Annotated in this window: 21 protein-coding genes; 7 read left to right on the top strand and 14 right to left on the bottom strand. The window is 62.5% G+C overall.

Going from position 1 to position 25064, the window contains the following annotated elements; translation table 11 throughout:
• Positions 1 to 67: 67 nt before the first annotated feature.
• From MLD24_RS12605 to MLD24_RS12570, 8 genes are all read right to left on the bottom strand, one after another.
• Positions 68 to 2629: a TonB-dependent siderophore receptor gene (locus MLD24_RS12605; protein ID WP_248166903.1), complete on the bottom strand. Its 2562-nt coding sequence runs from the start codon at positions 2627 to 2629 to the stop codon at positions 68 to 70.
• Between the two features lie 106 nt (positions 2630 to 2735).
• Positions 2736 to 4271 carry a hypothetical protein gene (locus MLD24_RS12600; protein ID WP_248166902.1) on the bottom strand — a complete coding sequence of 512 codons (1536 nt, stop codon included), beginning with the start codon at positions 4269 to 4271 and terminating at the stop codon, positions 2736 to 2738.
• Between the two features lie 263 nt (positions 4272 to 4534).
• Entirely contained in the window at positions 4535 to 5527 is a 993-nt protein-coding gene (locus MLD24_RS12595) for a FecR domain-containing protein (protein WP_248166901.1), read from the bottom strand.
• Entirely contained in the window at positions 5524 to 6033 is a 510-nt protein-coding gene (locus tag MLD24_RS12590) for a sigma-70 family RNA polymerase sigma factor (RefSeq protein WP_248166900.1), read from the bottom strand. The genes MLD24_RS12595 and MLD24_RS12590 overlap by 4 nt, the downstream gene beginning before the upstream one ends.
• A gap of 200 nt (positions 6034 to 6233) precedes the next feature.
• Positions 6234 to 7418, bottom strand: a complete 1185-nt coding sequence (locus tag MLD24_RS12585; RefSeq protein ID WP_248166899.1) for an amino acid aminotransferase — start codon at positions 7416 to 7418, stop codon at positions 6234 to 6236.
• A gap of 121 nt (positions 7419 to 7539) precedes the next feature.
• Positions 7540 to 8136, bottom strand: coding sequence for a hypothetical protein (locus MLD24_RS12580; RefSeq protein ID WP_248166898.1), 597 nt, complete (start codon positions 8134 to 8136; stop codon positions 7540 to 7542).
• Between the two features lie 148 nt (positions 8137 to 8284).
• Positions 8285 to 8935 carry an MOSC domain-containing protein gene (locus MLD24_RS12575; protein WP_248166897.1) on the bottom strand — a complete coding sequence of 217 codons (651 nt, stop codon included), beginning with the start codon at positions 8933 to 8935 and terminating at the stop codon, positions 8285 to 8287.
• Entirely contained in the window at positions 8932 to 9642 is a 711-nt protein-coding gene (locus MLD24_RS12570; protein ID WP_248166896.1) for an HD domain-containing protein, read from the bottom strand. Before MLD24_RS12570 ends, MLD24_RS12575 begins: the two co-directional genes overlap by 4 nt.
• Positions 9643 to 9821: 179 nt before the next feature.
• On the opposite strand from MLD24_RS12570, the gene MLD24_RS12565 reads away from it, so the two are divergent.
• Positions 9822 to 10274 (top strand): YHS domain-containing (seleno)protein, encoded by a 453-nt coding sequence (locus tag MLD24_RS12565; protein ID WP_248166895.1) that lies wholly within the window; start codon positions 9822 to 9824, stop codon positions 10272 to 10274.
• A 1-nt stretch (position 10275) separates the two neighbouring features.
• Here MLD24_RS12565 and MLD24_RS12560 read toward each other — a convergent pair whose 3' ends face one another.
• Both MLD24_RS12560 and MLD24_RS12555 read right to left on the bottom strand, forming a co-directional pair.
• The gene (locus MLD24_RS12560; protein WP_248166894.1) at positions 10276 to 11598 is read right to left on the bottom strand and encodes a diguanylate cyclase; all 1323 of its coding nucleotides are present in this window, start codon (positions 11596 to 11598) and stop codon (positions 10276 to 10278) included.
• A gap of 171 nt (positions 11599 to 11769) precedes the next feature.
• The gene (locus tag MLD24_RS12555; protein WP_227172935.1) at positions 11770 to 13020 is read right to left on the bottom strand and encodes a substrate-binding protein; all 1251 of its coding nucleotides are present in this window, start codon (positions 13018 to 13020) and stop codon (positions 11770 to 11772) included.
• A gap of 275 nt (positions 13021 to 13295) precedes the next feature.
• On the opposite strand from MLD24_RS12555, the gene MLD24_RS12550 reads away from it, so the two are divergent.
• From MLD24_RS12550 to MLD24_RS12535, 4 genes are all read left to right on the top strand, one after another.
• Complete coding sequence (locus tag MLD24_RS12550) at positions 13296 to 13637, top strand: hypothetical protein (protein WP_227172936.1); 342 nt, start codon at positions 13296 to 13298, stop codon at positions 13635 to 13637.
• Positions 13638 to 13662: 25 nt separating this feature from the next.
• Positions 13663 to 15042 (top strand): class II fumarate hydratase, encoded by a 1380-nt coding sequence (locus MLD24_RS12545; RefSeq protein WP_248166893.1) that lies wholly within the window; start codon positions 13663 to 13665, stop codon positions 15040 to 15042.
• Positions 15043 to 15208: 166 nt separating this feature from the next.
• Positions 15209 to 17545 (top strand): molybdopterin-dependent oxidoreductase, encoded by a 2337-nt coding sequence (locus tag MLD24_RS12540; protein ID WP_248166892.1) that lies wholly within the window; start codon positions 15209 to 15211, stop codon positions 17543 to 17545.
• A gap of 108 nt (positions 17546 to 17653) precedes the next feature.
• Positions 17654 to 18490 (top strand): RluA family pseudouridine synthase, encoded by an 837-nt coding sequence (locus MLD24_RS12535; protein ID WP_248166891.1) that lies wholly within the window; start codon positions 17654 to 17656, stop codon positions 18488 to 18490.
• Here MLD24_RS12535 and MLD24_RS12530 read toward each other — a convergent pair.
• Both MLD24_RS12530 and MLD24_RS12525 read right to left on the bottom strand, forming a co-directional pair.
• Entirely contained in the window at positions 18472 to 19620 is a 1149-nt protein-coding gene (locus MLD24_RS12530; protein ID WP_248166890.1) for a GGDEF domain-containing protein, read from the bottom strand. The two genes, MLD24_RS12535 and MLD24_RS12530, sit on opposite strands and share 19 nt — an antisense overlap.
• Before the next feature lie 66 nt (positions 19621 to 19686).
• Positions 19687 to 20136: an SRPBCC family protein gene (locus MLD24_RS12525; protein ID WP_227172941.1), complete on the bottom strand. Its 450-nt coding sequence runs from the start codon at positions 20134 to 20136 to the stop codon at positions 19687 to 19689.
• 108 nt (positions 20137 to 20244) lie between these two features.
• Between MLD24_RS12525 and MLD24_RS12520 the strand changes: the two genes are divergently transcribed.
• Both MLD24_RS12520 and MLD24_RS12515 read left to right on the top strand, forming a co-directional pair.
• On the top strand, positions 20245 to 20619 hold the full coding sequence (locus MLD24_RS12520; RefSeq protein ID WP_227172942.1) for an ArsR/SmtB family transcription factor: 375 nt from the start codon (positions 20245 to 20247) through the stop codon (positions 20617 to 20619).
• A 24-nt stretch (positions 20620 to 20643) separates the two neighbouring features.
• Positions 20644 to 21186, top strand: a complete 543-nt coding sequence (locus MLD24_RS12515) for an SRPBCC family protein (RefSeq protein ID WP_248166889.1) — start codon at positions 20644 to 20646, stop codon at positions 21184 to 21186.
• 215 nt (positions 21187 to 21401) lie between these two features.
• On the opposite strand, the gene MLD24_RS12510 is transcribed toward MLD24_RS12515, so the two are convergent.
• The gene (locus MLD24_RS12510; protein ID WP_248166888.1) at positions 21402 to 22406 is read right to left on the bottom strand and encodes a DctP family TRAP transporter solute-binding subunit; all 1005 of its coding nucleotides are present in this window, start codon (positions 22404 to 22406) and stop codon (positions 21402 to 21404) included.
• Positions 22407 to 22531: 125 nt separating this feature from the next.
• Positions 22532 to 24775 carry an NADP-dependent isocitrate dehydrogenase gene (locus MLD24_RS12505; RefSeq protein WP_227172946.1) on the bottom strand — a complete coding sequence of 748 codons (2244 nt, stop codon included), beginning with the start codon at positions 24773 to 24775 and terminating at the stop codon, positions 22532 to 22534.
• Between the last annotated feature and the right edge of the window lie 289 nt (positions 24776 to 25064).

Here is a 25064-nt window from a genome sequence, read left to right as displayed (position 1 = left end):
CGGCCACGATCGCCACCCATCCCCAGAAACCACAACGCCCGCAGATTCGGGCGTTTTTTATGCTGGCTCAGAACTGATAGCGCAGCTTCAGGTTCCAGCTGCGGGGTTCGCCCCAGTGAACGCCGTTGTAAAAGCCGACATTGCGGTAGTAAGCCTCATCCAGCAGGTTGTACACATGCAGGCTGGTGGACAGATTGTCGAGCCAGCGGTACTGGGCCATCGCATCCACCAGATAGAAATCCGACTGGGTAATGCGGGCCGACTCGGTGACCGGCGAGCCGTTGTCGTTGAACTCGCCGGTCGGCCTTTTGGCGTCGTCCCAGATCTTGCTCTGCCAGGTCACCCCGCCGCCCACACTGAGCCGGTTCCACTGGCCCGGGAAACGGTAGCCACTGAAGACCCGCAGCAGGTTGCGGGGCCGGTTACTCTGCAACGTATTACCGTCGGCATCCTCCACTTTGGTGTGGGTGAAGCCGAATGACAGGTTCCAGTTGGCGGTGATATCGCCCTGGGCTTCCAGTTCCACGCCGCTGACCTCGCTGCCCTTGCCGGTGCTGCGGTAGGGCAGGCGACCACCCGGCAACTGGAAGTGACCGTTCTCATCGTAGCCTTCCGGCGGGTTGTCCGGATCGAAGCTGCCCGGTTTCAGGTCCCGGGTGTCGTCCCGCTCCGCCAGGTTGTCCTGCTCGCCGCGGAATGCGGCCACTGACAGCGTCAGCCGGTCCTCAAACAGACTGCTCTTGAGGCCCAGCTCGGTGTTGTCCCCCACCACCGGGTCAAGGAAGTCGCCGTTCATGTCCTGGTAGTCCTGGGGTTTGAAGATGCTGGTGTAGCTGGCGTACACCGTCAGCTGGTCACTGAGGTCGTAGGTCACCCCAAGGTACGGCGTCAGTTCACGGTCCACCCCATACGCACTGCGCTCTTCCAGCTCACCGTTCTCATCGTAGCTGCGGGCGCTGTAGTCCCAGTCGCTGAGGCGGGCGCCGACCGTCACGTGCAACGGATCGATCACGCTGAAACGGGCGGTGGCAAAGCCGGCGCTCTGTTTGGTGCGGTAGCGGTCAGCATCAAAGCCCAGATCGGTGACGGTGAACTGCGGGAAGCGGCCATCAAAGGTGCGCCAGTCCTCGATGGTGGTGTAACCATCCGGCACCGGGTCCCGCACCAGGAACGGCACGTTGCGCTTGCTGTCGGTTCTGGCGTAACCGAACACCAGTTCATGGTCGCGGCCAAACAGCGCGAAGGCACCGTTGACCTGGACATCGACCGTGGTGGTGTCCATCTCCTGATCGGCATTGCTGCGCCAGGCTCGCATGCCGGTTCCATCTGCAGCCGGGTAGCCACCGCCACCAAACCAGCGCGCGCCACCAAACTCCTTGGTGTCATCGACGTAGGACAGCTTGAGGTTCCAGCCGTAGCCAAAATCATGCTCAAGGCTGCTGAAGAGCTGTTTCTGCTGCACCGACCACTCGCTCCAGCCCGGCGCCCAGTTGGTGCTGCGGGGCAGGTTGGCCTTGCGACCGTCCGCCATCCAGTAGGGCACGGTGCCCCAGGTGACACCGGTGGTGATGGGTGCCTGGTAGTCATAGCCCAGGGTGATCAGGGTACGGTCGGTCAGGTCAAACTCGGCCACCCCGTACAGCACTTCCTTGTCCAGCTGGTAGCGGTCACGAAACGAATCCTCTGCCTGCTTGACCCCTACCAGCCGCGCCCGCAGGCGTCCGTCCAGGGCGACCGGACCGCCCACATCGAACTCGCTGCGCCAGCTGTCCCAGCGTCCGAGCTGGCCGGCCACCGTCGCCTGGAAGTCCCGGGTCGGGCGCTTTCGCATCAGGCTCACCGAGCCACTGGGATCACCCGCCCCGGTCATCATCCCGGTTGCGCCGCGCACCACCTCGAGCCGGTCGTACACCGCCGCGTCGCTGTTGAGGGACACGTAGGGACCACCCTGGGGCATCAGCACGCCGTCCACCAGGTAGTTATTAATGGCGTAGCCACGGGAATAGAAGCGGGTACGCTCTGTGTCATTGTTGGTGCGGTAAACGCCAGGGGTCCGCTCCAGCACCTCGTTCAGGCTGTCCACCCCGAGATCGTCCAGTCGCTGCCGGGTGACCACCGTCACCGACTGGGGCGTTTCCCGCAGCGACAGGTTCAGCCGATTGGCGGTACTCATGGTGTCGGTGCCGTACGAACCGCTGCCTTCGGTGGTGCCCGGCGACTGTCCTGCCGCTGTCACTGAGATTGGCGACAGCATGATGGCACCCGCGTCCGCTCGCTTGAGGGCATAGCGGTTTTCACCCTGGGCCACCGCCTCCAGCCCCGTGCCTGCGAGCATCGCAGCCAGCCCGTCAGTAACCCCAAAGCGGCCGGTCAGCCCCGGGCTTTGGCGCCCCCCGGTCAGCGCCCCATCGATCGCCAGCAGGATGCCCGTGGCCGCGGCAAAGCGGTTCAGTACCTGATCGAGACTGCCGGCGGGAATCGCAAGATCCACCTGGTTGCGGGCCTGCTGGGTCGTCGTCGCCGCCTGCACCATGGCCGGTACGGCAACGACGCTGCAGCCCAGCCCGGCGACCAGGATCGCCCGTGGCAGGGCCGCACAGCGGAAGGAGGAAGGAAGGTTGATGAGCATAGAACGTCCTCGTACGGGAAACAGAGTCCACGGTCAGCGTGGGTATACCCTGTTTCCCGTACGAGAACGCAAAAGTGCTACAACAACGGCCACGTTTTCGTGGATGTTACGGCAACCGCAGGTTGCTGACGCCGGCTTTGCTCCAGCAGAGGGTATTGACGGTGTCACAGGTGTGGGTGATATAGCCGTCAAAATCGTAACGGTAGTAGAGCGTATCACCAACCACCTGAATGCCGTTGATCCTGGAGTTTCTCGGCTTGTCCAGTCGCATCAGCGGCAGCACATCGCCGGCGTCATTGACCTCGTAGATCACCCCGTAACCGTAGGTCATCTGACTGTTGGAGTCCGCCTGACTAAAACCGGATACACCGGCCATCAGCAGGCGGCCGCTGTCAGTCAGTACGGTGTCGAAGAGCATGTCCTCATCATGCACATGGAACAGTTGCGAGTGGAGGGTCTCGCCGGTGGAGCTGTCAATCCGCGCCAGGTAACTGTCCCATTCACTGCTGCCCCCCGCCGCGCCGGCCTTGCCATAGCGGGTGCCGCCGGTCAGCACCAGCTCGTCCCCGCGCCACAACACGCTGGTCAGCGCCTCATCATGGCCCTTCAGACCGGCAATGAAGGTGCGCAACTTGACACCATCCGGGCTGAGCACAGAGATGCCCACATCGGAGCCAGGGTTCGGGTCCGCCAGTGGCTGGCCGAAATGGGCCTGGTACAACCGGGCATTATCTTCACGGGGCTCGGTACCCTGGAACAGTTCAAACGCCACCGCAACGGCGCCATCGTCACGGACGGCCATTTGGCTGACATTGGTCAGGTCGCCGAACCAGAGATCGCGATTAGCCGGCATGATTTGCTGGTCCCAGGCCACGGTCAGATCGGAATTGAACCTGTACACCTTGATGCCATAGGTATGGGCCACCAGGTAAGGCACGCCGTCGTGGACCTGCAGACGGGCGAGAGTATTCGCGCCGATCTGGGGCCGGTTGTTATGGCTCAGACTCTCCTCCACCCGGCGGCTCGGCGTCTCAGCGTTACGCTCATAGAAGTAGTAATACAGCTCCTGCTCGTTTGGCTGGTCTTCCAGCCAACGTTGCTGCAGGGTATTGCCGGCACCGTCAAGCTGGGTGAATCGCAGCTCAAACCAGCCCTCTGCAGGACCCGGTCCGTCATACGCGCTGGGCACGGCTTCCAGCAGCAGCACCCGGCTGCCATCCTGTGCCGCCATATCCACGACGATGACGCCGTCCTGCGGTTGATAGCGGAACGCCTGCTGGCCGTCGATGTGGCAGCTCATGCTCTGTTGCCAGCCCGGTTGCCAGGCGCGGCCCATCGGGAGCGGATTGTCCACATCAGTTCCCCGTTGCACCTGACACCAGAGCCCTTCGGCACTCACCGCCAGATCGGTCACCTGGACCTGGTATGGCTCCGTCAGCTCAAAGTTCACCCGCACATCCGACGCCGGCGGCGCCACCGCGATATCCAGCAAGTCACCATTGCCCGGTGGCAGCGGCACATCCCCGGACAACGCCGGTGGCGGGTCCGTCGGCTTGTCATCGGGGTCGGAATCACTGCCAGAACCACAGGCACTGAGCATGCCCGCCATCAACAGGGCGGCAACCAGCCGTTTGCTTTCCAAAATCGTACTCCTGGATCAAGGGTCAATCAGAGGGTTTTAACGCGCCTTCCCGAAAGGGTCTATAAAACATCAAGATAACGGCAGAATCGGGACGAATCACTGGCTCTTGGGGCGGTGTCGGTCGCCAGCGTCAGCAGCCTCTGACCGTCCCGCAGGGGGATTCGGGACTTACCAGAAGCTGATTGAGAACAGCCCATCATTCTTATAGACGAGTCACCAGGCCAACAAGTGACAGATGTCATGCTGCAATTGCAGGGGCAGGCTCAGGACGCCTTGACGGTGACCCAATAATCAGTGATCGACTGCACCGACACCGGTAGCGCCTGGGCCAGCGCCTGCAGGATGGCATCGGTGTCGTCGAGCGGAAAGACGCCGGACACCACCAGATCGGCCACCGCCGGATCGCATCGCAGTCGCCCCGGGCGGTAGCGATCCAAGTTGCGGATAAAGTCCCCCAGACGCTGCTGCTCCGCCACCAGCCGCCCCTGGCTCCAGGCGGCTTCGGTCGCTGCCACTGGTGCCGGCACACTGACCGCCCGGCGCTGGAAGTCTGCCTGCTGGCCGGCTTCCAGACGCATCGCCGTGCCCCAGCGCGGGGCCAGGTCGACGGCGCCGTCAAACACCTGCACCCGAGTGCCGACACCGTCTCCGGGCAGGCGCCGCACGCTGAACCGGGTACCTACCGGTCGCACCACACCGGCGTAGGTGCCAACACTGAACGGACGCGGGGTTGGCGACGGGTCCATCGCGGTGGTGACGAGGATTTCACCGCGATACAGCCGCAGGTGACGACGGGATGGCGTGTAAAACAGGTCCAGGGCGGTGTCGGTATTCAGCGTCAGTGCGGTACCGTCAGGGAGCGTCATCGTGCGTCGCTCGCCAGTGCCCGTGCGGTAATCGGCGGTGGCCATACGCCAGACCCGGGTTCGGGTCGCGCCATAACCCAACAGCCCGGCGCCGCCAAAGGCCGTCAGACCCAGCAGCAGTTTGCGCCGGCCCAGGTCGGCAGAGGGTGCCCGTAACACCCGCCCCGCCAACTGCTCAGGCACCGTCTCAAACGCCTGACTGACCTGCTGGACGCGTTGCCAGGCCTGCCGCTGGGCCGGACCGGTCGCGAGCCAGCGTTCAAAGTCGGCCTGCTCTTCGACCGACACCTCACCCGACCAGAGAATCACCTGCCATTCCAGTGCCTGGGACCGCAACTCCGATTCCAGCAGTCGCTGCGTTCCCTCACTCCGGCGCGACTTCCGGCTCATGGCGCCTCAGTCGCCGCCAGGCATGCCTGCATGGCAACCAGCATGTCCTTGCGGACCGTCGCCACCGACATGCCGAGACGCTCGGCGATGGCGCTGTAGGTCAGGCCATCGAAACGCGACAGTAAAAAGGTCTCGCGGACCCGGGGCTTGAGTGAAGCCAGCATCCGGTCAATCCGCACCAGGGTGTCCAGCACCAGCGACGACTCCTCGGGCGACGGCGCCACCGCCATCGGTTGATGGGACAGTGCTTCCAGGTAGGCCTGTTCGATACGCTGGCGGCGATGGCGGTCCACCACCAGGCCCTTGGCAATCTGCATCAGATGGGGCCTGGCCTGGGCCTGGTCGGGTACGCGGCCGCTGGTCAGCACCCGCAGGTAGGTGTCCTGGGCCAGATCCGCCGCCCGATGGGAGCAACCCAGCCGTCGCCGCAGCCAGCCATACAGCCAGCCATGATGGTCCTGATACAACGAGTGAAGCTGCTGTTGTGCGAAATCCGCGCCTGACACGACAAGCCCTGAAGACAATGAGAGGAAACGGCATGGCCATTAATGAAAACGATTCGCATTCTATAATTTTGTGACTGCGAAAGGCAATCCATACCGCACTGCTCCCCGCTTGCAGGCAGGGACGGTGAACACAACAGGGAAGGCAAAGCGAGGAGGCTCGCCAGGCTAAAGGTTGCTGGCGAGCACGGGGAAGATGCTGATCAGGCGCCTACGGCCAGGAACGCCTCGACCAGTTTGTCGATGCGACTTTCACTCAGGCCAGCGACGTTCACACGACCACCACCCACAACGTAGACGCCATGATCCTGGCGTAGACGGGCAATCTGCTCGTTGCTGAGGCCGGTGACGGAGAACATGCCGCGGTGACTGGCAAAGTAGTCAAAGCGGTCGCTGTCACTGGCTTCCCGGAATGCCGTGACCAGCTGCTGACGCAGACGCACGATGCGCTGCTGCATGCCATCCAGCTCATCCCGCCACTGTTGGGTCAGGCTGTCGTCGTTGAGCACCCGGGCAACGATGGCGGCGCCGTGGTCCGGCGGCATGGTGTAGGTCGCCCGCGCAATCCGCTGCATGTGGCCCTTGGCACGCTGGGCATGGGCCAGACTCTCGCCGATCACAATCGCAGCACCGGTGCGCTCACGGTAGAGCCCGAAGTTCTTCGAGCAGGAGGTGGCAATCAACAGCTCCGGCAGCCGTTCTGCCAGGTGCCGCAAACCACGGGCATCGCCCTCCAGACCGTCACCAAAGCCCTGGTAGGCCAGATCCACAAACGGCAGGAAGCCCTGACGCTCGGCCATGTCGGCGATCGCCTGCCAGCTTTCCCAGGAAATGTCGGCACCGGTCGGGTTGTGACAACAGCCGTGCAACAGCAGCACGTCTTCCGGCCCCAGCTCTGCCACCTGGGCCAGCATCGCGGCCTCATCCACCCGCTTGCTGTGCGGATCGAAGTAGGGGTACTCGCGCACCTCCAGTCCGCAGGCTTCCATCACCGGCTGGTGGTTAACGTAGCTGGGCCGGCTGATCCACACCCTGGCACCGGGGCGGGCGTAGGCAATCAGCTCTCCGAGCATGCGCAAAGCGCCGCTGGCACCGGGAGTCTGGATGGTGGCGGCACGATCCAGGGTCGGGGTGCCGGACAACAGCAGCGAGGTCAGCGCCTGGTTGAACACCTCATTGCCGGCGAGGCCGACGTAGCTCTTGCTGTCCTGTTCCTCGGCGATACGCAACGCCGCCTCCCGCACGGCAGCCATAACCGGCGTCGCACCGGCGGCGTTGCGATAGACCCCGATGCCGAGGTCCAGTTTGTCGTCCCGGGGGTCGTCCCGGTAGGCCACGGTCAGCGAGAGAATCGGATCTTCTGCCGGGGGATCGAGCTGCTCAAACACTGCGGTATCTCCTTCTAGCCAGTCAGGACTTGCCCAAACCCCCAAGAATACTCCGGTCCCGCCCTCCAATTCGAGTGTTTTACTCAAGCACCCGGCCGGGCTGGAGGCACTGCTGGCGGGGCTACGGCTCCCGGGCCACTGACGTCGGGTCGATGTCTGGCTCTTCATGACGCAGTAGCTGGTTGGCCAGCTCCAGGGCGCTGTGGCATTCCCCGGTTTCGGTACAGTGCTCCAGCTGCGTCTGCCAGTAGGCACAGGCTGAACGGCGGCGGCAATCGGTTGCCCTCACCAGCCAGTCGATCCCCTGCTCGGTACGCTTGACCGGTGCAAACAGATACTGCTGCCCCTGGTAGGCCAGCACCGCCACCCGATAGTCGCTGCCTTGTCCCACCGTCGACGGGTAGTCAAGCAGGTTCACCAGGCTGAGAGGGGTACCACGGGGAATCACCGCCACCACATTGCGGTCTCGGGCGGGATAACCGCCGAAACGGCCACGCTGGGACAACGGCAGCAGGCGCTGCGTCGCGCCATCGCCGGCGAGGACCACACCCAGGGCCGCGTGGTCACCAGCGACCGCCAGCAGGGTTTCCGGAGTCACGAAGGTGGCGTCATAAGCCGGCGGCAGGTCGGCGTGCAACGACGCCGGGGAAGGGGCATCCGGGGTGCTCTGGCATCCGGCCAGCACCAGCAGACACAGCAGCGACAAAATTCGGTACATGAAGGGGTTAACCTGTCAGTCAGTCCATTGAGCGAGCCATGATCCCATGGCTGACAGAATGGTCAAGCCGGCAACCGCAAAATTGGCGATCAGTCCCGGCCATTCCCGCTGCTGCACCTGGCTATAACCACGCCCCACTGACGGCGGCTCAGTCCGGCCTGGCCAGCCAGGACGCCAGCTTGGCCCGGCTGCGCTCGGACACCGGTGTTGCCAGCAGTGCTTCCATCCGCGCCGGATCACGGGGTTTGCTGACCCACAATGTGAACATCTCCGCCACCGTGACCGACGGTGTCGCAACCGGCTCGAACTGCACGTCTGCACCTGCCTCCAGGCGGCCGCCTTGCAGTACCCGGGCATAGACTCCGGGTCGGGCGGCATCGATGAAGCGGGCAACGAACTGCGGGTCGGCCATCCGGGCACCAAAGGTGGCGCAGGGAATGCGCGGAGCCGACAGTTCCAGCACCACATCGGCAATCCGCAACCGGTCACCAATACGCAGAGGCTGCTCGGGAAAGGCGGACAGGGTCAGGTTCTCACCGAATATCCCCGGCGCCAACTCACGCTGCAACTGCGCCGACCACCAATCGTAGTCCTCACGGCTGTAGAGGTAGACCGCCTGGTCGACGCCACCGTGATGACGGCCATCAACGATCACATCCCCGGCGACACCCTCAATGCCAACCTCAACCGGCCCCGATACCGGGCGTTTATGGATGCCGGTTTGCTGCACCCGTTTGCCGATGGCGATGGGCTCACTGGCACCGACGTTGATGGATTCCAGCCGTATTGCTCTGGTCATTGCCTTTCTCCCTGACGGTTTGTTTCTCCCGCCAGCCCCAGGGCCTGGCGAAGGTTGTCCCGGGCGCGAGTCTCCCAGCTCTGGTACAACGCCGGCGTCTGATACAGCCGCGTGCGTTCCAGAAAGCCGGCAAGCACCTGACGACGTTTGCGTCGATACAGCCAGCCCGGCACCCAGCGGTACTCCTGGCGGACCTGGAGTTCGTACTCGGCGAATCGCGCCGGCTCCGCTGCCAGAATGGCCAGGTCGATATCCACCAGCAGGGCCCGGTCGGGATCGCCGGATGTCGTGGTGCTGCCTTCGTCGGCACCGTGGCAGGTCGCCATCACCAGCGCCACCACCCGATCAACCCGGGACTCAGCGATACCGGCTTCCGCCAACGCCTGCCGGGCCCACTCGGCGCTGCGGGCCTCATTGTCGCCAGAGCGCACCTGATAAACCGCGTCGTGAAACCACAATGCCATCTCCACCTCGGCAGGTTGCTGGCAATGGTGTCGCTGGTGCTCGAACGTCAGCAGGCATTCGCTCAGGTGCTGCAAGGTGTGGTAGTGGCGCTGGGGCTCCTGCCAGGCCGTTAACAGCTGCTGGCAAAGGGCATCACCGGTACCGCTTCGAGTGGGCGACAGGCCCGTCCAAGCGCGCTGCCAGGAGCGTTGGAGCAGGGCATCCCGGTGTGAGGAGGAATCAGAATCGGGGACTGGGCACATGGGGGTCTCACTGGCCAGATCACGGACGGGCATCAGTTTGCGCCGCCCCCGGGGCTGATGCAAGCCATTGACCTTAAAGGCGGTTAGCCATCACACAGAAAGGCGCTCGGCAGCGGCTGTAACAATCCCGCGACAGCGGTGTCCAAGAGCAACCATCCTGTCTGCATGAGGACATCGCAATGAACGCCGTCTGGCAACGCACCATCATGATTCTACTGCTGACCACCGTGGCATCGCTGGCCCGGGCGGGGGAAGACCCCGTCTACACCGGACTGCTGTCCAACACCGGCGCCGGCGGCTTCGATGTCGTTGGCTACTTCGAGCAGGGCCAGGCGCTGAAAGGCTCAGCGGACTTCCAGAGTGAGTATCAGGGCGCCCAGTGGCGCTTCGCCAGCGCCGATCACCAGGCCAGGTTCGAGGCCAACCCGGAACGCTACGCCCCCGCCTATGGCGGCTATTGTGCCTGGGCGGTCAGCCAGGGCTACCTGGCGAAAGGCGATCCGCAGCACTGGAGCATCGTCGATGGCCGGCTGTACCTGAACTACAACCAGGACATCCAGGATCGCTGGCTGGCGGACACCACGGGCTTTATCCGTCAGGCCAATGCTCACTGGCCGCAAGTACTGGAGTGACTCAAGTCACCTCGGTCGCGGCCGCCAGCGTTACCCGGTCGCGACCGTGGCGCTTGGAATCGTACAGGGCATCGTCGGCACGGCGGATCAGCGTCTCCGGGTCGGTGTCCTGATCCGACTGAATCGCCACCCCGAAACTGCCACTGATAGCCACCGTCTGGCCATCAGCCAGCTGGACGGATAATGCCGCCATGGTCTGACGCAGGCGTTCCGCCGCCTCACCCGCCTGTTCACGATCACAGTTGGGCAGGATCACCGCGAACTCCTCACCACCGTAGCGGCACACCACATCCACCTGGCGAACCGCATCGTGCAAGGCCTCGGAGACCGCCTTCAGGACCCGGTCGCCGTTCTGGTGACCGTAGTTGTCGTTGAATTTCTTGAAGTGGTCGATGTCACACAACACCAGGGCCAATGGCTGGCCAAAGCGTTCCGCCCGCAGACACTCCTGGGCCAGCATCCGATCGAAATGGCGGCGATTGTGGAGCCCGGTCAGGCTGTCAGTGATGGCGGCAGTCTCCAGCTCCCGCTGTTGCAACAGGATCTTGCTGCGCATGGTGTTGAAGGTTTCCGCCACGCCCGCCAGCTCATAGGGAATACGGACCTCGATGCGATGGTCCGGGTCGCCATCGGCAAACTTCATGGCGCCGTCAGACAGCCGGTTCATGCTGTCGATCAGCGACCGGTTGATGATCCACAACCCCAGCACCCCGAATACCACGGACAGCAACAGCGCCGCCAGGGCGAGCTGATCGAATCGCGTGATGGCGACCAGGGCCCGGCGGTGGCTGGCTTCGTTGGCCAGCCGGACATCCTCGAACAGTTTACCCAGGTCGTGGCCGAGGCGATCGATATCGTCCTCGAACGCCAGCAGGGGCTGACTCCGGCTGGCGTCCATCATTCGTGATGGCAGCCCCAGCACCTGTTCAGAGTCTCCGGTCACGGCCCGCCAGTCCGCCAGGGCCTGGCGTACATCCTGTTCCAGCAGGGGTTGCCCGGCTACCGCCTGTTCCAGCCGGACAAAGGCCTGGTCAATAAGGTCACGGTGTTCAACGTAGCTGTCCGCATACCCCCGCTGACCAGTGGCGGCATAATCCACCACCGCCCGGGACACATCCCAGAGATTGATTTCGATCTGGTTCAACGGCTGCAGCACCTGACTCTGCTCTTCGGTCACCGCCACCAGCGGTTGCACTATTTCACTGTGAAAACGCAGGTAACCCAGCACCGCCAGCAGACACACCGGCGCGATGGTCATCACCAGGCCGCTGGCCAACCAGAACTTGAGGGACCGCTGCTGCCAGAAGGATTTGATGCGGCTCATGAGGGGCTCCATCGGCTCATGTTCGGGGAAACGCCCTCAAGGTATAGCCGAAACCGACGTCGTCGACCATACCTGAGGGCGTGTGACTGGAGCCTTGTCTGTGCTAAAGCCTGGTCAGCACTGCTGCCAGGCCAATACTACTACCAGGTCAGCACTACTAAGAGATCAGCACTACAGCGAAGTCAGCTTACCCGCCCCCTTGCGGCGCAGTTCCCATTCCTCGCGGGTCTGGGCGGCCTGTTCGCCGGGCATGGAATCGACGATGTGGAAGTAGTCAGAGCTGTATTCGTCCTCCATCACCAGTTCCCGCTCCTTGACCTTGACCACGTACACCGTCTGTACGTTCTGGTGATCGAACTCACGCCATTCCTGCTCGTCCTTGAGGAAGCTGTAACGATGCCCCTCCAGTTCTTCAATCACGCTGCTGGTGCGGGTAGTGCCGGCCCGTTCCACCGCCTCCTTGTACTGGTACACGGTGCTGTAGGCCGAGGCCGCTACCGATGAGGGGCGCATTTCATAGCGCTCGGAGAAGGCGTCAACAAACGCCTGGCCACGGGGATAGCCGCGCTCATAGGGCAGGTTCCAGACCCAGGGTGCGGCGCCGATCACGCCCTGCATGATGGTCGGTCCCACTTGACGCACCATGCCCAGGGTCAGACCCGGCACCACCACCTGCATGCGCTCGGTCAGCCCCATCTCATAGGCAATGTTGAGTGCCCGCACCATATCGTCGCCAAACAGCACCAGCATCAGCACGTCAGCATCACTGGCTGCAGCCTGCTCCAGGGCAGCGCGGTAATCGGTGATCCGGGCCCGCGGAAAGGGCGTGTGCACCCCGGGATGCACCTGGGTGTCCGCGGTGTTGGAGAAGTTGCGCATGGACTCCTCGGTGGACCAGCCCCAGGTGTAGTCGGCGGTGATGTAGAAGTAGCGATCGTTGGCATGCTGCCGCTGCAGGTAACGGCTCAGCGCCTTGGCCGACATCCAGGCGTTGTAGGGTTCACGGAACATGTGCCGGTGACCCTCACTGCCGGTGGTGGCGTTCGAGTAGGTCAGGGTACCGAAGTACACCCGGTCACGGTCCCGTGCCACCTTGCCGGAGGCGATCACCACCGAGCTGGAGGCCCCGCCGAACACCATGTCGACACCTTCCTGATCAATCAGCTCCGCGGTGTTTTCAGCGCCCTGTTCGGGTTCACCACGGGTGTTACGGATCACCAGTTCCAGTGGTCGGCCCATCACGCCGCCAGCCTTGTTGATCTCATCCACCGCCAGAAAGGCGCCCAGGCGCTGTTGCAGGCCCTGGTCCTTGTAACGGCCGGTTTGAGGGTAGTTGAGTCCGAGCCGGATCGGTTCGGCGAGCGCGGTCGCGCCGGTGACAAGCCAAATACACGCACAGAGGAGTACGGTCCTGATACTCATGGGTAGGTCTCCTGGGCAGCCTCGCCAGCAACTAAGTCCATCCGCTGCTAACGGTTCGCCTTTTTATTATTTGAATGTTGGACCTTGTAGTCTCCGCACCGAAATGGCGTACAACAACTGTACAAAGGTGACAGTTTGGTTACGAAGTGTGAACGCCCGGCTTGACCAACCTTACCCACTAAATAATAATGATTCTCGTTAGCCATTAAGGATGGCGAACCGCCTGGCCAAGTCGCGCCAGTGGCGGGCGCAGGCACAGCAGGAAGACGAACATCATGGACACCAACAGTTACCGGACACTGGAAGCCCGGATTCGCCACGGCAGCGAGCCGGACCACCCACGACTGCTGATCCGCTACCTCAGCCTCAGCTGCGCCCGGGCGGAACGCTGTAACAGCTCGGGTGACAAACGCGCCGCCTACCTGCGGGCCTACCATACCCTGCTGGAAGCCATCTGCGATCCCTGCGTCGCCCGCCATTGGCGCTGCCTGTGCCTGGACCAGATCTGCGTTCCCATCATCGCCCTGAACCGGCTTGCCAGCACCCGGCGCGAGCGTGCCCGCATCCAGCGACTGCGCCACGAACTCTCGGTGCTCAGCCACTATTTCCTGGCCTGACCGGCCACCACACCAAGGAGCCACAATGACCCAAACCCGCATTGAACGTGACAGCATGGGCGAGCTGGAGGTACCGGCCAACGCCCTATACGGCGCCCAGACCCAGCGCGCGGTCAACAATTTTCCGATCAGTGGCCGGGGCATGCCGGAAGCCTTCATCCGTGCACTCATCCTGATCAAGTCCGCCGCGGCCACCAGCAACCGCCAGTTGGAATGCCTGACCCCGGCGCAGGCCAACGCCATCGTCAGCGTCTGTTCCGACCTGCTGGCCGACGACGGGCTGATGACCCACTTTCCGGTGGATATCTTCCAGACCGGCTCCGGCACCAGTTCCAACATGAACGCCAACGAAGTCATCGCCACTCTGGCCAGCGCCAAAGCTGGTGAAACCATTGGCGCCAACGACCATGTCAATTTCGGCCAGAGCAGCAACGACGTGATTCCCAGCGCCATTCACGTCAGTGCCGCCCTGACACTCAACGACCGCCTGCTGCCGGCGCTGCGCCATCTTCAGGATGCCATCGAGACCAAGGCTGATGCCGTCAAGCAGTACTGCAAGACCGGTCGCACCCACCTGATGGACGCCATGCCAGTACGCATGGACCAGACCCTGCGCGCCTGGGGGGCCCAGGTGGCGCAGAACATCCACCAACTGGAGGCCCTGCAGCCGGCGGTCCAGACCCTCGCCCAGGGCGGCACCGCTGTCGGTACCGGCATCAATGCCCACCCTGACTTCGCCCGGGTCTTCAACGGCAACCTCAGCAACCTCACCAATCTGACGTTCACGCCGGCGGCCAATTTCTTCGCCCTGATCGGCTCCCAGGACACCGCCGTGGCCCTGTCCGGCCAGCTCAAGGCCACCGCCACCACGGTGATGAAAATCGCCAATGACCTGCGCTGGATGAACTCCGGACCGCTGGCGGGACTTGGCGAAATCGCCCTGGAGGCGTTGCAGCCCGGCTCCTCGATCATGCCCGGCAAGGTCAACCCGGTGATTCCGGAAGCCGCCGCCATGGTTGCCGCCCAGGTCATTGGCAACGACGCCGCCATTACCATTGGCGGTCAGTCCGGCAACTTCGAACTCAACGTGATGCTGCCGATGATCGCCAGCAACCTGCTGGAAAGCATTGAACTGCTGAGCAACAGCAGCCGTCTGCTGGCCGATCGCGCCATCGCCACCTTTACCGTCAACGACGACAAACTCACCGAAGCCCTGCACCAGAACCCCATTCTGGTGACCGCACTCAACCCCATCATCGGCTACCTCAAAGCCGCCGAGATCGCCAAGCAGGCCTACCGGGAAAAACGCGCCATCATTGATGTCGCCGAAGAGCAAACCGACCTCTCCCGGGAAGAGCTGAAACGCCTGCTCGATCCGGCCAAACTCACAGAGGGCGGGCTGTAGACTCTGGCAGCCGTGATCAGCAATGCGGCGGTCAGCAATCGGGGTACAACCGACCGCCGCACCACCAAAACCAAGTACATATACTTAATAGATGCAAATTTAACCAAGGGTTTGCCACTGGTGTTTTTTTGTGCTGTGATGCCCTAAACACCAACCGGAGTCGCCCATGCCCGCCACCTCACACGCCGATGGTTCGCTGACCGCCACTCACTGGGGCACCTACCTTGTCCACACCCAGAATGGTCGGGTCACGGCTCTGACCCCATTCGAACGTGACCCTGACCCATCCGCGATTGGTCAGGGCATGGCGGATGTGGTGGATGGCCCGCTGCGGATTACCCAACCGATGTTTCGACGTGGCTGGCTGGAGCAGGGAGCGGGTCCTGCCGACGGGCGAAGGGGTAGCGAAGACTTCGTCGCGCTTCCCTGGCCCGAAGCCATCGAGCGGGTAGCCGCCGAACTGAACCGGGTTCGTCAGCACCATGGCAACGAAGCGATTTATGGCGGGTCCTACGGTTGGTCCAGCGCTGGCCGGTTCCATCATGCCCAGAGCCAGCTAAAACGCTTCCTCAACACCATCGGCGGCTATACCGCCTCCGTCAACACCTACAGCTACGCGGCTGCGGAAGTCACTCTGCCTCACGTCCTGGGCAGTTTTTACCCTATGGTGAACGGCGCCACCAGCTGGGCCCAGATGCGCAAGCACACCGACCTGTTCGTGGCCATTGGCGGTATCCCGCTGAAAAACGGGCAGGTCACCAATGGCGGAGTAGGAAAGCATGTCCAGCGACAGGACCTGCTGGATGCGGTGGCAGATGGGGTCCGTCTCATCAACATCAGCCCGATTCGCTCGGACGTCATGGCCGAGGCAGGGGCCGACTGGCTGCCGCTCAGACCCGGCAGCGATGTCGCGCTGTTGTTGGCCATCGCCCATACCCTGGAAAGCGAGGGCCTGACCAACCAGCAGTTCATTGCCAGCCATACGGTCGGGTTTGAGCGCTTCCGTGACTACGTGCTCGGACACAGCGATGGTCAGGCCAAAGACGCCGATTGGGCAGCAACACTCTGCCAGCTCGACGCCGATGATATCCGCCAGCTGGCCAGGCGGATGGCCCGGGAACGCACCATGATCTCCGTGAGCTGGTCACTAACCCGGCAGGATTACGGTGAGCAGCCCTACTGGGCCGCCATCGCCGTCGCCGCCATGCTGGGCCAGATCGGCACCGAGGGTGGTGGTATCGGCTTCGGCTACTGCGCCATGAACGCCATCGGCGCCAACTATCAGGGCATTCCGGGCGCGGCCTTGCCCCAGGGCAACAACCCGGTGAAACAGTTCATCCCGGTCGCCCGGATTGCCGACATGCTGCTGAATCCCGGTGAACGCTTCGACTACAACGGCCAGTCCGGACACTACCCGGAGATAAAGCTGGTGTACTGGGCTGGCGGCAACCCCTTCCACCACCACCAGGACCTGGATCGGCTGCGACAGGCCTGGCAACGGCCAGACACCGTCATCGTCCATGACTGGTGCTGGAATGCCCATGCCCGCCATGCCGACATTATTTTGCCCGCGGCCACCCATCTGGAGCGGAACGACATCGCTTCGTCCAGCCGTGACCCGTTCCTGGTGTACATGACCCAGGCCATTGACCCGGTTGGGGAAAGCCGTACCGACTATGCCATTTTCAGCGCCCTGGCCAAGGCTCTGGGGGTGGAGGAGGCATTTACCGACGGACTGGATGAAAGCCAATGGCTGGCCCGACTGTACGACGAGACCCGGGACAAGGCGGCGGTGCAGGGCATTGAACTGCCGGACTTCGAACAATTCCGCCAGCAGGGCTGGTTCGAGGCCGAGCCCCCGCGGCAACCGCAGGTCCTGATGCAGGCGTTTCGCCGAGACCCGGAAACCCATCCCCTGGGCACTCCCAGCGGAAAAATCGAACTGTTCTCGGCAACCGTGGCCGGTTTCGGCTACGACGACTGCCCCGGCTATCCCTGCTGGATACCGCCACGTGAATGGCTCGGCGGCGCCACCGCGGCAACGCCCCTGCACCTGATCTCCAACCAGCCAAGGACCAAGCTGCACTCACAGCTGGACCATGGCCGACACAGTCGCAGCGCCAAGCTCAATGGCCGCGAACCGGTCATGCTGCATCCCGACGATGCCGCCGCTCGCGGCATTCGCCACGGCGATCTGGTTCGGGTCTTTAACCACCGGGGCGGGTGCCTGGCGTCGGCCATTGTCAGTGATGATGTGCGCCCGCAGGTCGTGCAACTCAGCACCGGCGCGTGGTATGACCCGCCGTCGTCATCGGCCAGTGGCCTGTCATGCCTGCACGGCAATCCCAACGTACTGACCCGGGATCAGGGCACCTCCCGGCTGGCACAAGGCCCCAGCGCCATGTCCTGTCTGGTGGAGGTCGAACGTTACCTCGAACCGGCAGCGCCGGTAACGGTCTTCACACCGCCAACCATCGACCACCGCAAAGGCATAGCCGACTAATGCCTGATCTGCCGAGGGCCGGATCCCGTCCGCATCGACACGCCGGGTTGCAATTCCCCCCGGCGCCGCTTTAATAGGCAGTCAGATCACCACCGGCCCCGATTCCCCATGCGACAGACCTTCGAACTTACCCTCAGCGAGACTCAAACCGCTGCCGATGCCCTGGCAGCCCACACCGGGCTGTCCAAGGGACGCATCAAGGACGCCATGACCAAGGGCGCCTGCTGGTGGACCTGGAAAGGCAAGACCCTGCGATTGCGACGGGCCACCAAGACTCTGTACCCCGGAATCCGGCTGGCGCTGTATTACGATGACACCGTGCTGGCACGCACCCCGCCGGAAGCGTCCTGTGTGCAGGATGGCAAGCGCTACAGCCTGTGGTACAAACCCCACGGATTGCTGGCCCAGGGTTCCCAGTGGGGAGACCATTGCAGTCTGTTGCGCTGGGTGGAACAGCGAACCGGCCGTGAGGTATTTCTGGTCCACCGGCTCGATGCCGATGCCGCCGGCCTGATGCTGGTGGCCCATGACGGCAAGGCTGCCGGTGCGCTGTCCCAGCTGTTCCAGGGTCGGGATATCCGCAAGGTCTATCAGGCCTGGGTCTGTGGTGACCTGCAGGCCAGCGACCAGGTGCTGGACGAGCCCATCGACGGCAAGGCCGCGATCAGCCGCGTCACCACCCTGGCGTATGATCCGCAGCAGGACAGTACCCTGGTGGAAGTGGTGATCGAAACCGGCCGCAAACACCAGATCCGGCGCCACCTGGCGGGCATTGGCCACGCCATCGTCGGTGACCGGCTCTACGGTGACGGCAAGGGCGAGACCCTGCAGCTGCTGGCCCAGGCACTGAGTTTTCGGTGCCCGCTGAGCCGCAAGGCCATCGAGGTGTCACTGCCTGAGGCGTTGTGGCTGGAGGGTGCGGCTGATCAGGCATCAAAAAGCTGATAGCCGCTCTTGCCGTGCTTTTTGATCTGGTACATCGCCTGATCGGCTTTTTCCAGGAGTTGCGCCAGTGCCTCACCGTGGGTGGGGTACAGGCTGATGCCAATGCTGGCACCAATGTTGTAGTGCTGGCCGCCGACCTGGATGTCGTCTTTCAGCCGTGCCAGTAACTTGGCCGCAATGTCGTGGACGTGAGCGGCATCGTTCAGCTGGGTGGCAATCACCACGAACTCATCGCCCCCCAGGCGGGCGCAGATGTCGGTACTGCGGGTGTGCTCCCGTAACCGTTGCGCCACGATCTTGAGCACCTCATCGCCGATGCAGTGACCGGCACGATCATTGATCGGCTTGAAGTTGTCCAGATCGATGTAGATCAGTGCCACAGATTGGTGAGGGCGGGTGGCCAGCAGCAGAGCGTCTTCGAACAGCTTGGTCATGTACCGTTGGTTGTTGAGCCCGGTCAGCGGGTCGAGGTAAGCCAGCTCCAGTGCCCGGGACTCCGCATCCAGCAAACGCTGCTGAAACAGCAACAGCAATGCGCCAATCAACGACAGGTACAACAGCACCGAGAACACCATGCCCGTCACAAAACCCGCAGCCTGGGTCTCAGGTTCAAACCGTAACGACGGATAACTCAGCCAGTACACAGAGAAAACCGCGGCCACCAACGCGGTGAAAACCAGCATGCCTTTAGGCACCCGATGACGGTAGCGATAGGCCAGAACGGCCAACAGCCCCAGTGCACTGCTGTTGAACAGCACCACCCCCCAAGCCACCGTCGTAACAGCCAGGTCGAACCCCACACCGGCCACCAGCCAGACCAGGGCCAGCAAGGCGACACCACGGCAGTACCTTTCAAGGGAGTCGAGCGCAAGCAACCGGATCAAGCCGGTTACCAGGAACAGCTTTTCCAGCACCACAAAGGCGATGTAGACGGCTTCGGCGATGCGCTCTTCCGCCCCCCAATCAGGCAACAGCAGGCTGAGTCTCGCCGACAACAGGCATAGCATTGCCAGTGCCCACCAGATGGCTACCGAATGGGTACGGGGAAAACGGTTCAACCATAAGAACAGCACCAGAAACACGGCGTAGATCGAGGAGCCAACAAGGTGTACCACATCGATGGGCGCCATAGACAAACGGCCTGGGCTGGAAGCGGGTGTTTCCCCCAGTATAGCTCGGCTACGCCGGGCTGCCGGTCAGCCTGGCTGGGTGACGAACGCCACCAGTGCCTCGTGAGCCTGTTTGGTACCGTTGATGGCCATATCGGTATGCGACGGGTCCCGGTAAGCCGGACCGGTCTCAGTCTGGACCATTTCCGTCCAGCCATCCCCCAGGTCCCGGAATTCCAGCACGATCTCGGCGTCGGCGCCATCGAAGCGGCCTTGCGGGCCCCAAGACTCCCAGCTTTGGACAATGCGCTGGCCGGGCACCAGTTCTTTGAACTCGCCCCGGGCGGACAGCTCACCGTCCGGAGTGGGCCAGCGATAGACGTAAGCGCCGCCTGGGCGGGCATCGATTTCAACACTGGCAGCCAGCCATCGCGCCAGCGACGGTCCGTCTGTCCAGGCCTTGAAAACCGCGTCCGGAGACGCCTGGATGCGTGTCGTTACCGAAAAACCCTGGTCTTCCACAGTGGCAGTACTCATGGGTCGCGCTCCTTTCGACGTTCAGGCTTTGCCTGATCGTGGCATCCCACCAGATATTATTCAACCAAAAGGTTGACAGTTGCAGGAATTCGGCAGATATTAAACCACATGGTTAACTATAGCGATGATGCCCTCAACCAACTGTTCCATGCCCTGGCGGACCCAACCCGGCGGGCGATGCTGCAGGCACTGGCCCACCACCCCCAACCGGTCGGGGCCCTGGCCGCCCCGTTCGAGATTTCCCTGGCGGCCGCCTCCAAGCACATTCGGGTTCTGGAGCGGGCCGGTTTGCTAACCCGGCAGGTACAGGGACGAAGCCACATCTGCCAGCTCAACGCCGCGCCCATGCATGGCGGTATGGAGTGGATACGCCATTACGAACAGTTCTGGCACCACCAGCTGGACACCCTGGAGCATTTGCTGGAAGCGGAGGATGCCGCCAAAGCCGATCCAGAAAGCCGTCGGGATGCTCCATCCACGTGAGGACCACTGTGAGGAGAAAACACCATGACCCAACCCTATGGCGAACTCAGCAACCCCGACACCCTGACCATTGAACGACTGCTGCCTGGCCCGGTCGAGCGGGTCTGGCAATATCTGACCGATCCGGAACTGCGACGGCAATGGCTGGCGGCCGGCCCGATGACACTGGAACCGGACGGTGAGGTGGAGTTGCGATTCCACAACAGCCAGCTGTCCGGCGCTGAGGACACCCCCCCAGCCAAATACGCCCAGTACGATGACGAACACATCCAGCGGGGCACCATTCTGGCCTGTGAACCTCACCGACTATTGCGCTTCACCTGGCCCATGGGCGATGAGATGACGGAAGTCAGTTTCGAGCTGAGCCCGCAGGGCGAAAAGGTCAAACTGGTGATACGCCACAGCCTGCTTCAGCGGGGCGAGCATCTGCTCTCGGTCGCCAGTGGCTGGCACACCCATCTGGCCTTTCTGCTGGCCAGGCTGGAGCAACAGCAGCCACCGGCATTCTGGGCCACCATCGCTGAGACCGAAGGGGAATATGCCCGGCGACTTGGGCTGACGCCCTAACGGCGTGCCACTGTTCCGAAAATGTCGCGGGTAGTAGTCCACTATTACCCGCGGTGATACCACTTACCACGGGTATGCCCACCATTCTGAGGATCGCTGTCTTGCCCAGATTACTGCGAGCTATCTGGGCAAAGAGCACACGCCAACGGAGAGCCGGGCGAGAAGGCTGGTCGATGAAGAAGACCAGAGTGTGATCGATTCTGGCCTTTCGGTTTTCAACGCTCGCCGGCGGACGGCTTGGACGCCGCCAGGGCAGCGTCGATGAGGTGACGGCCAATGGCCTCCTCGAACTCGGCCCATACCGGCTGCATGGCCCGGCGCCAGGTGTCCAGTTCGGCTTCACTGGGGCGGTAGACTGTCACTTCACGCATCCGCTTCAGGTCCTGGTGGTCGTTGCGGCTTTTTGCGGTGGCCACGCTGTTGCCGTAGCGCAGAGCAATATCCATGGCGTAGCTCAGCATCCGGCGGTCCTCATCCGGCAGGCCTTGCCAGAAGGCGTTGTTGGTGATCAGCAGGTAGTCCAGCACGCCGTGGTTGGATTCCATCAGATAGGGCTGATGGTGCTGGAAGTTCTTCGAGTAGATGTTGGACCAGGTGTTCTCCTGCCCCTGGATCATGCCGCTGGCCAGGGCATCGTAGACATCGGCGAACGCCAGCGGTACCGGTTCCGCGCCAATCTGCTCGAACTGGGCCCGCAGTACCGGCGAATCCATAATCCGGAACCGCAGCCCGGCCAGGTCCTGGGGCTCATGGAACGGTCGGTCCGCGGTCAACTGCTTGAGGCCATTGTGCAAATAGCCCAGACCGAGAATGTTGCTGTCCTGCATGCTGGTGAGCAATCCCCGGCCCGCCTCACTCTGCTGAAAACGGTCCACCGCGGCCATGTCCGGGAACAGGAACGGCAGCGAGAACAGCTTCAGGCGGGAGGTGTAACCGGCAAACTTTGACAGCGACGGCGCCGCGAAATGCACCTCACCGGCAGCCACCGCGTCGATCACTTCGACATCGTTCATCAGGGTTGAGTTGGGGTGCACCACCACCTGGTAGCGACCGCCCAGTTTCTGCTCGACGATGGACTGGAACATGGTCGCCATCTTGCCTTTTGGGGTATCCGGTCCCACCACGTGGGAAAACACCAGTTGCCGCGGGCTCTCGGCCGAGGCCAACAGCGGCAACAATAACAGGGGCACCAGGCCCAAACGGACAATCCACTTCTTCACTTCGGATCTCCTTGCACAGGGAAGTCGGCAGCCGGCATGGGCCACCGTTTTGTTAGGCTGCGATCAAAAAAAACCCGAACCACCGGGCAGTGGTTCGGGTTGTGAGCCGGTACGGCTGGCCGGGATCAGTCGATCTCGGCGCGGGCGTTGGCCAGGATGGTGTTGAGGGTCTTGCTTGCCTGCATGACCTCAGCCACCTGCTCAGCCGGCGCGTGGTAGTAACCACCGATGTCCGCCGGGTGGCCCTGGATCACGCTCATTTCCTCGAGGATCTGGTCCTTGTTGGCTTCCAGCTGCTCGGAGAGCTTGGTGAAGAACGCCTTCAGTTCCGCATCTTCATCCTGCTTGCTCATTTCCTCAGCCCAGTAACGGGCCAGGTGGAAGTGGCTGCCACGGTTGTCCAGCTCACCGGTCACGCGAGACGGCGACTGGTTGTTCTCCAGCAGGCGCTCGGTGGCCTTGTCCATGGTCTGGCCAAGGATACGGGCGCGGGCGTTGCTTTCCTTCTCGCCCAGCTCGTCCAGGGACACCGCAATGGCCAGGAACTCACCCAGGGAATCCCAGCGCAGGTGGTTCTCTTCCAGCAGCTGCTGCACGTGCTTCGGTGCAGAGCCGCCGGCGCCGGTCTCGTACAGGCCACCGCCGTTCAGCAGCGGCACAATGGACAGCATCTTGGCGCTGGTGCCCAGTTCCAGGATCGGGAACAGGTCGGTGAGGTAATCACGCAGCACGTTGCCGGTCACGGAAATGGTGTCGAGGCCACGGATCAGCCTCTCCATGGTCCAGCGAATGGCGCGCACCGGGCTCTTGATGAGGATTTCCAGACCATCGGTGTCGTGGTCCTTGAGGTAGGTTTCCACTTTCTTGATCAGCTGGGCGTCGTGGGGACGCTCGTCGTCCAGCCAGAACAGGGCCGGCATGCCGGACGCACGGGAGCGGTTGACCGCCAGCTTGACCCAGTCGCGGATCGGCAGGTCTTTGGTCTGGCAGGCACGCCAGATGTCGCCTTCCTCAACCTTGTGCTCGGTCAGTACCGCGCCATCGGCGTCGACAATGCGGACGACGCCGTCTTCCTGGATTTCAAAGGTCTTGTCGTGAGAGCCGTACTCTTCCGCCTTCTGGGCCATCAGCCCCACGTTCGGTACCGTACCCATGGTGGTCGGGTCAAAAGCGCCATGGGTCTTACAGAAGTTGATCACTTCCTGGTAGATGGTGGCGTAGGTGGACTCCGGCATGACCGCCTTGGTGTCCTTGAGCTTGCCGTCGCGGGCCCACATCTTGCCGGAGTTGCGGATCATCGCCGGCATGGAGGCGTCGACAATCACGTCGCTCGGTACGTGCAGGTTGGTGATGCCTTTGACGGAATCCACCATGGCGATTTCCGGGCGGTGCTCGTAGCACTTGTGCAGGTCTTCCTGGATCTGCTCCTGCTTGGATTCCGGCAGCTGCTTGATCTTCTCGACCACACTGGACAGACCGTTGTTCGGGTTAACACCGATCTCGTCGAACAGATCGCCGTACTTGTCGAACAGCTCCTTGTAGAAAATCTTCACCGCGTGACCGAACACGATCGGGTGGGAGATCTTCATCATGGTGGCTTTGACGTGCAGGGAGAACATCACACCGGTGTTTTCACAATCGGCAATCACGTCCTCGAAGAACTGGCACAGCGCTTTCTTGCTCATGAACATGGCATCCAGCACTTCGCCTTCCAGCAACGGCAGGTCGTCTTTCAGGACCGTCTGTTCGCCCTTGCTGTTCTCGAACACAATCTTGGCGTTGGTGGCCTTGTCCAGGGTCAGGGACTGCTCGCTGGAGTAGAAGTCACCACCACGCATGTGGGCAACGTGGGTGCGGGAAGCCGGGCTCCACTCGCCCATGGAATGGGGATACTTGCGGGCAAAGGCTTTCACCGCTGCCGGCGCACGACGGTCCGAGTTGCCCTCACGCAGTACCGGATTCACCGCACTGCCGAGCACCTTGGCGTAACGGGCCTTGGCGTCTTTCTCGTCGTCGTTCTGGGGGTTTTCCAGGTACTCGGGCAGGTCGTAACCCTGGGCCTGGAGCTCCTTGATCGCTGCCCGCAGCTGCGGGATGGAGGCACTGATGTTGGGCAGCTTGATGATGTTGGCGTGCGGGTTCTTGGTGTACTCCCCCAGCTCGGTCAGGGCATCGGGGACCCGCTGCTCGTCGGTCAGTCTATCCGGGAACTGGGCCAGGATGCGGCTCGCCAGGGAAATATCACTGGTCTCAAATTCAATACCGGCCGGCTTGGCATAGGTTTCCAGGATCGGAAGCAGGGAACGGGTGGCCAGGGCGGGTGCTTCGTCCGTCAGGGTATAGACGATCTTGGATTTTGATTCGGTCATTTTCGTCCTCTAGCTAGTGTGAGAGTTCAGGACGGTCATGGCCAGACCGGAAGTCTTGTGAACCCACGGTCACGGCAAAGACTGATTACGAACTTTTGATGGGCGTACTAAGATACCAGTTTTTCCAGTGGAATGAGTAAGATCTTAGTATAAGAACTTAGATATTGTGGGCAGAACCGGTGACAATCCGGTGAAATGGCGTTTTTTTACGGAAGTTTCGGAAACGGCGGGAATTTTCCAACCCCGCCGACCAGGGCGCCAGGGGGTTGGAAAGTAAGTTGGATAGTGA

It is taken from the genome of Marinobacter xestospongiae, from assembly GCF_023156385.1.
Classification (GTDB): Bacteria; Pseudomonadota; Gammaproteobacteria; order Pseudomonadales; family Oleiphilaceae; genus Marinobacter; species Marinobacter xestospongiae.
Note: the sequence above shows the minus strand (reverse complement) of the source record. Positions and strands in the feature narration are given on the sequence as shown.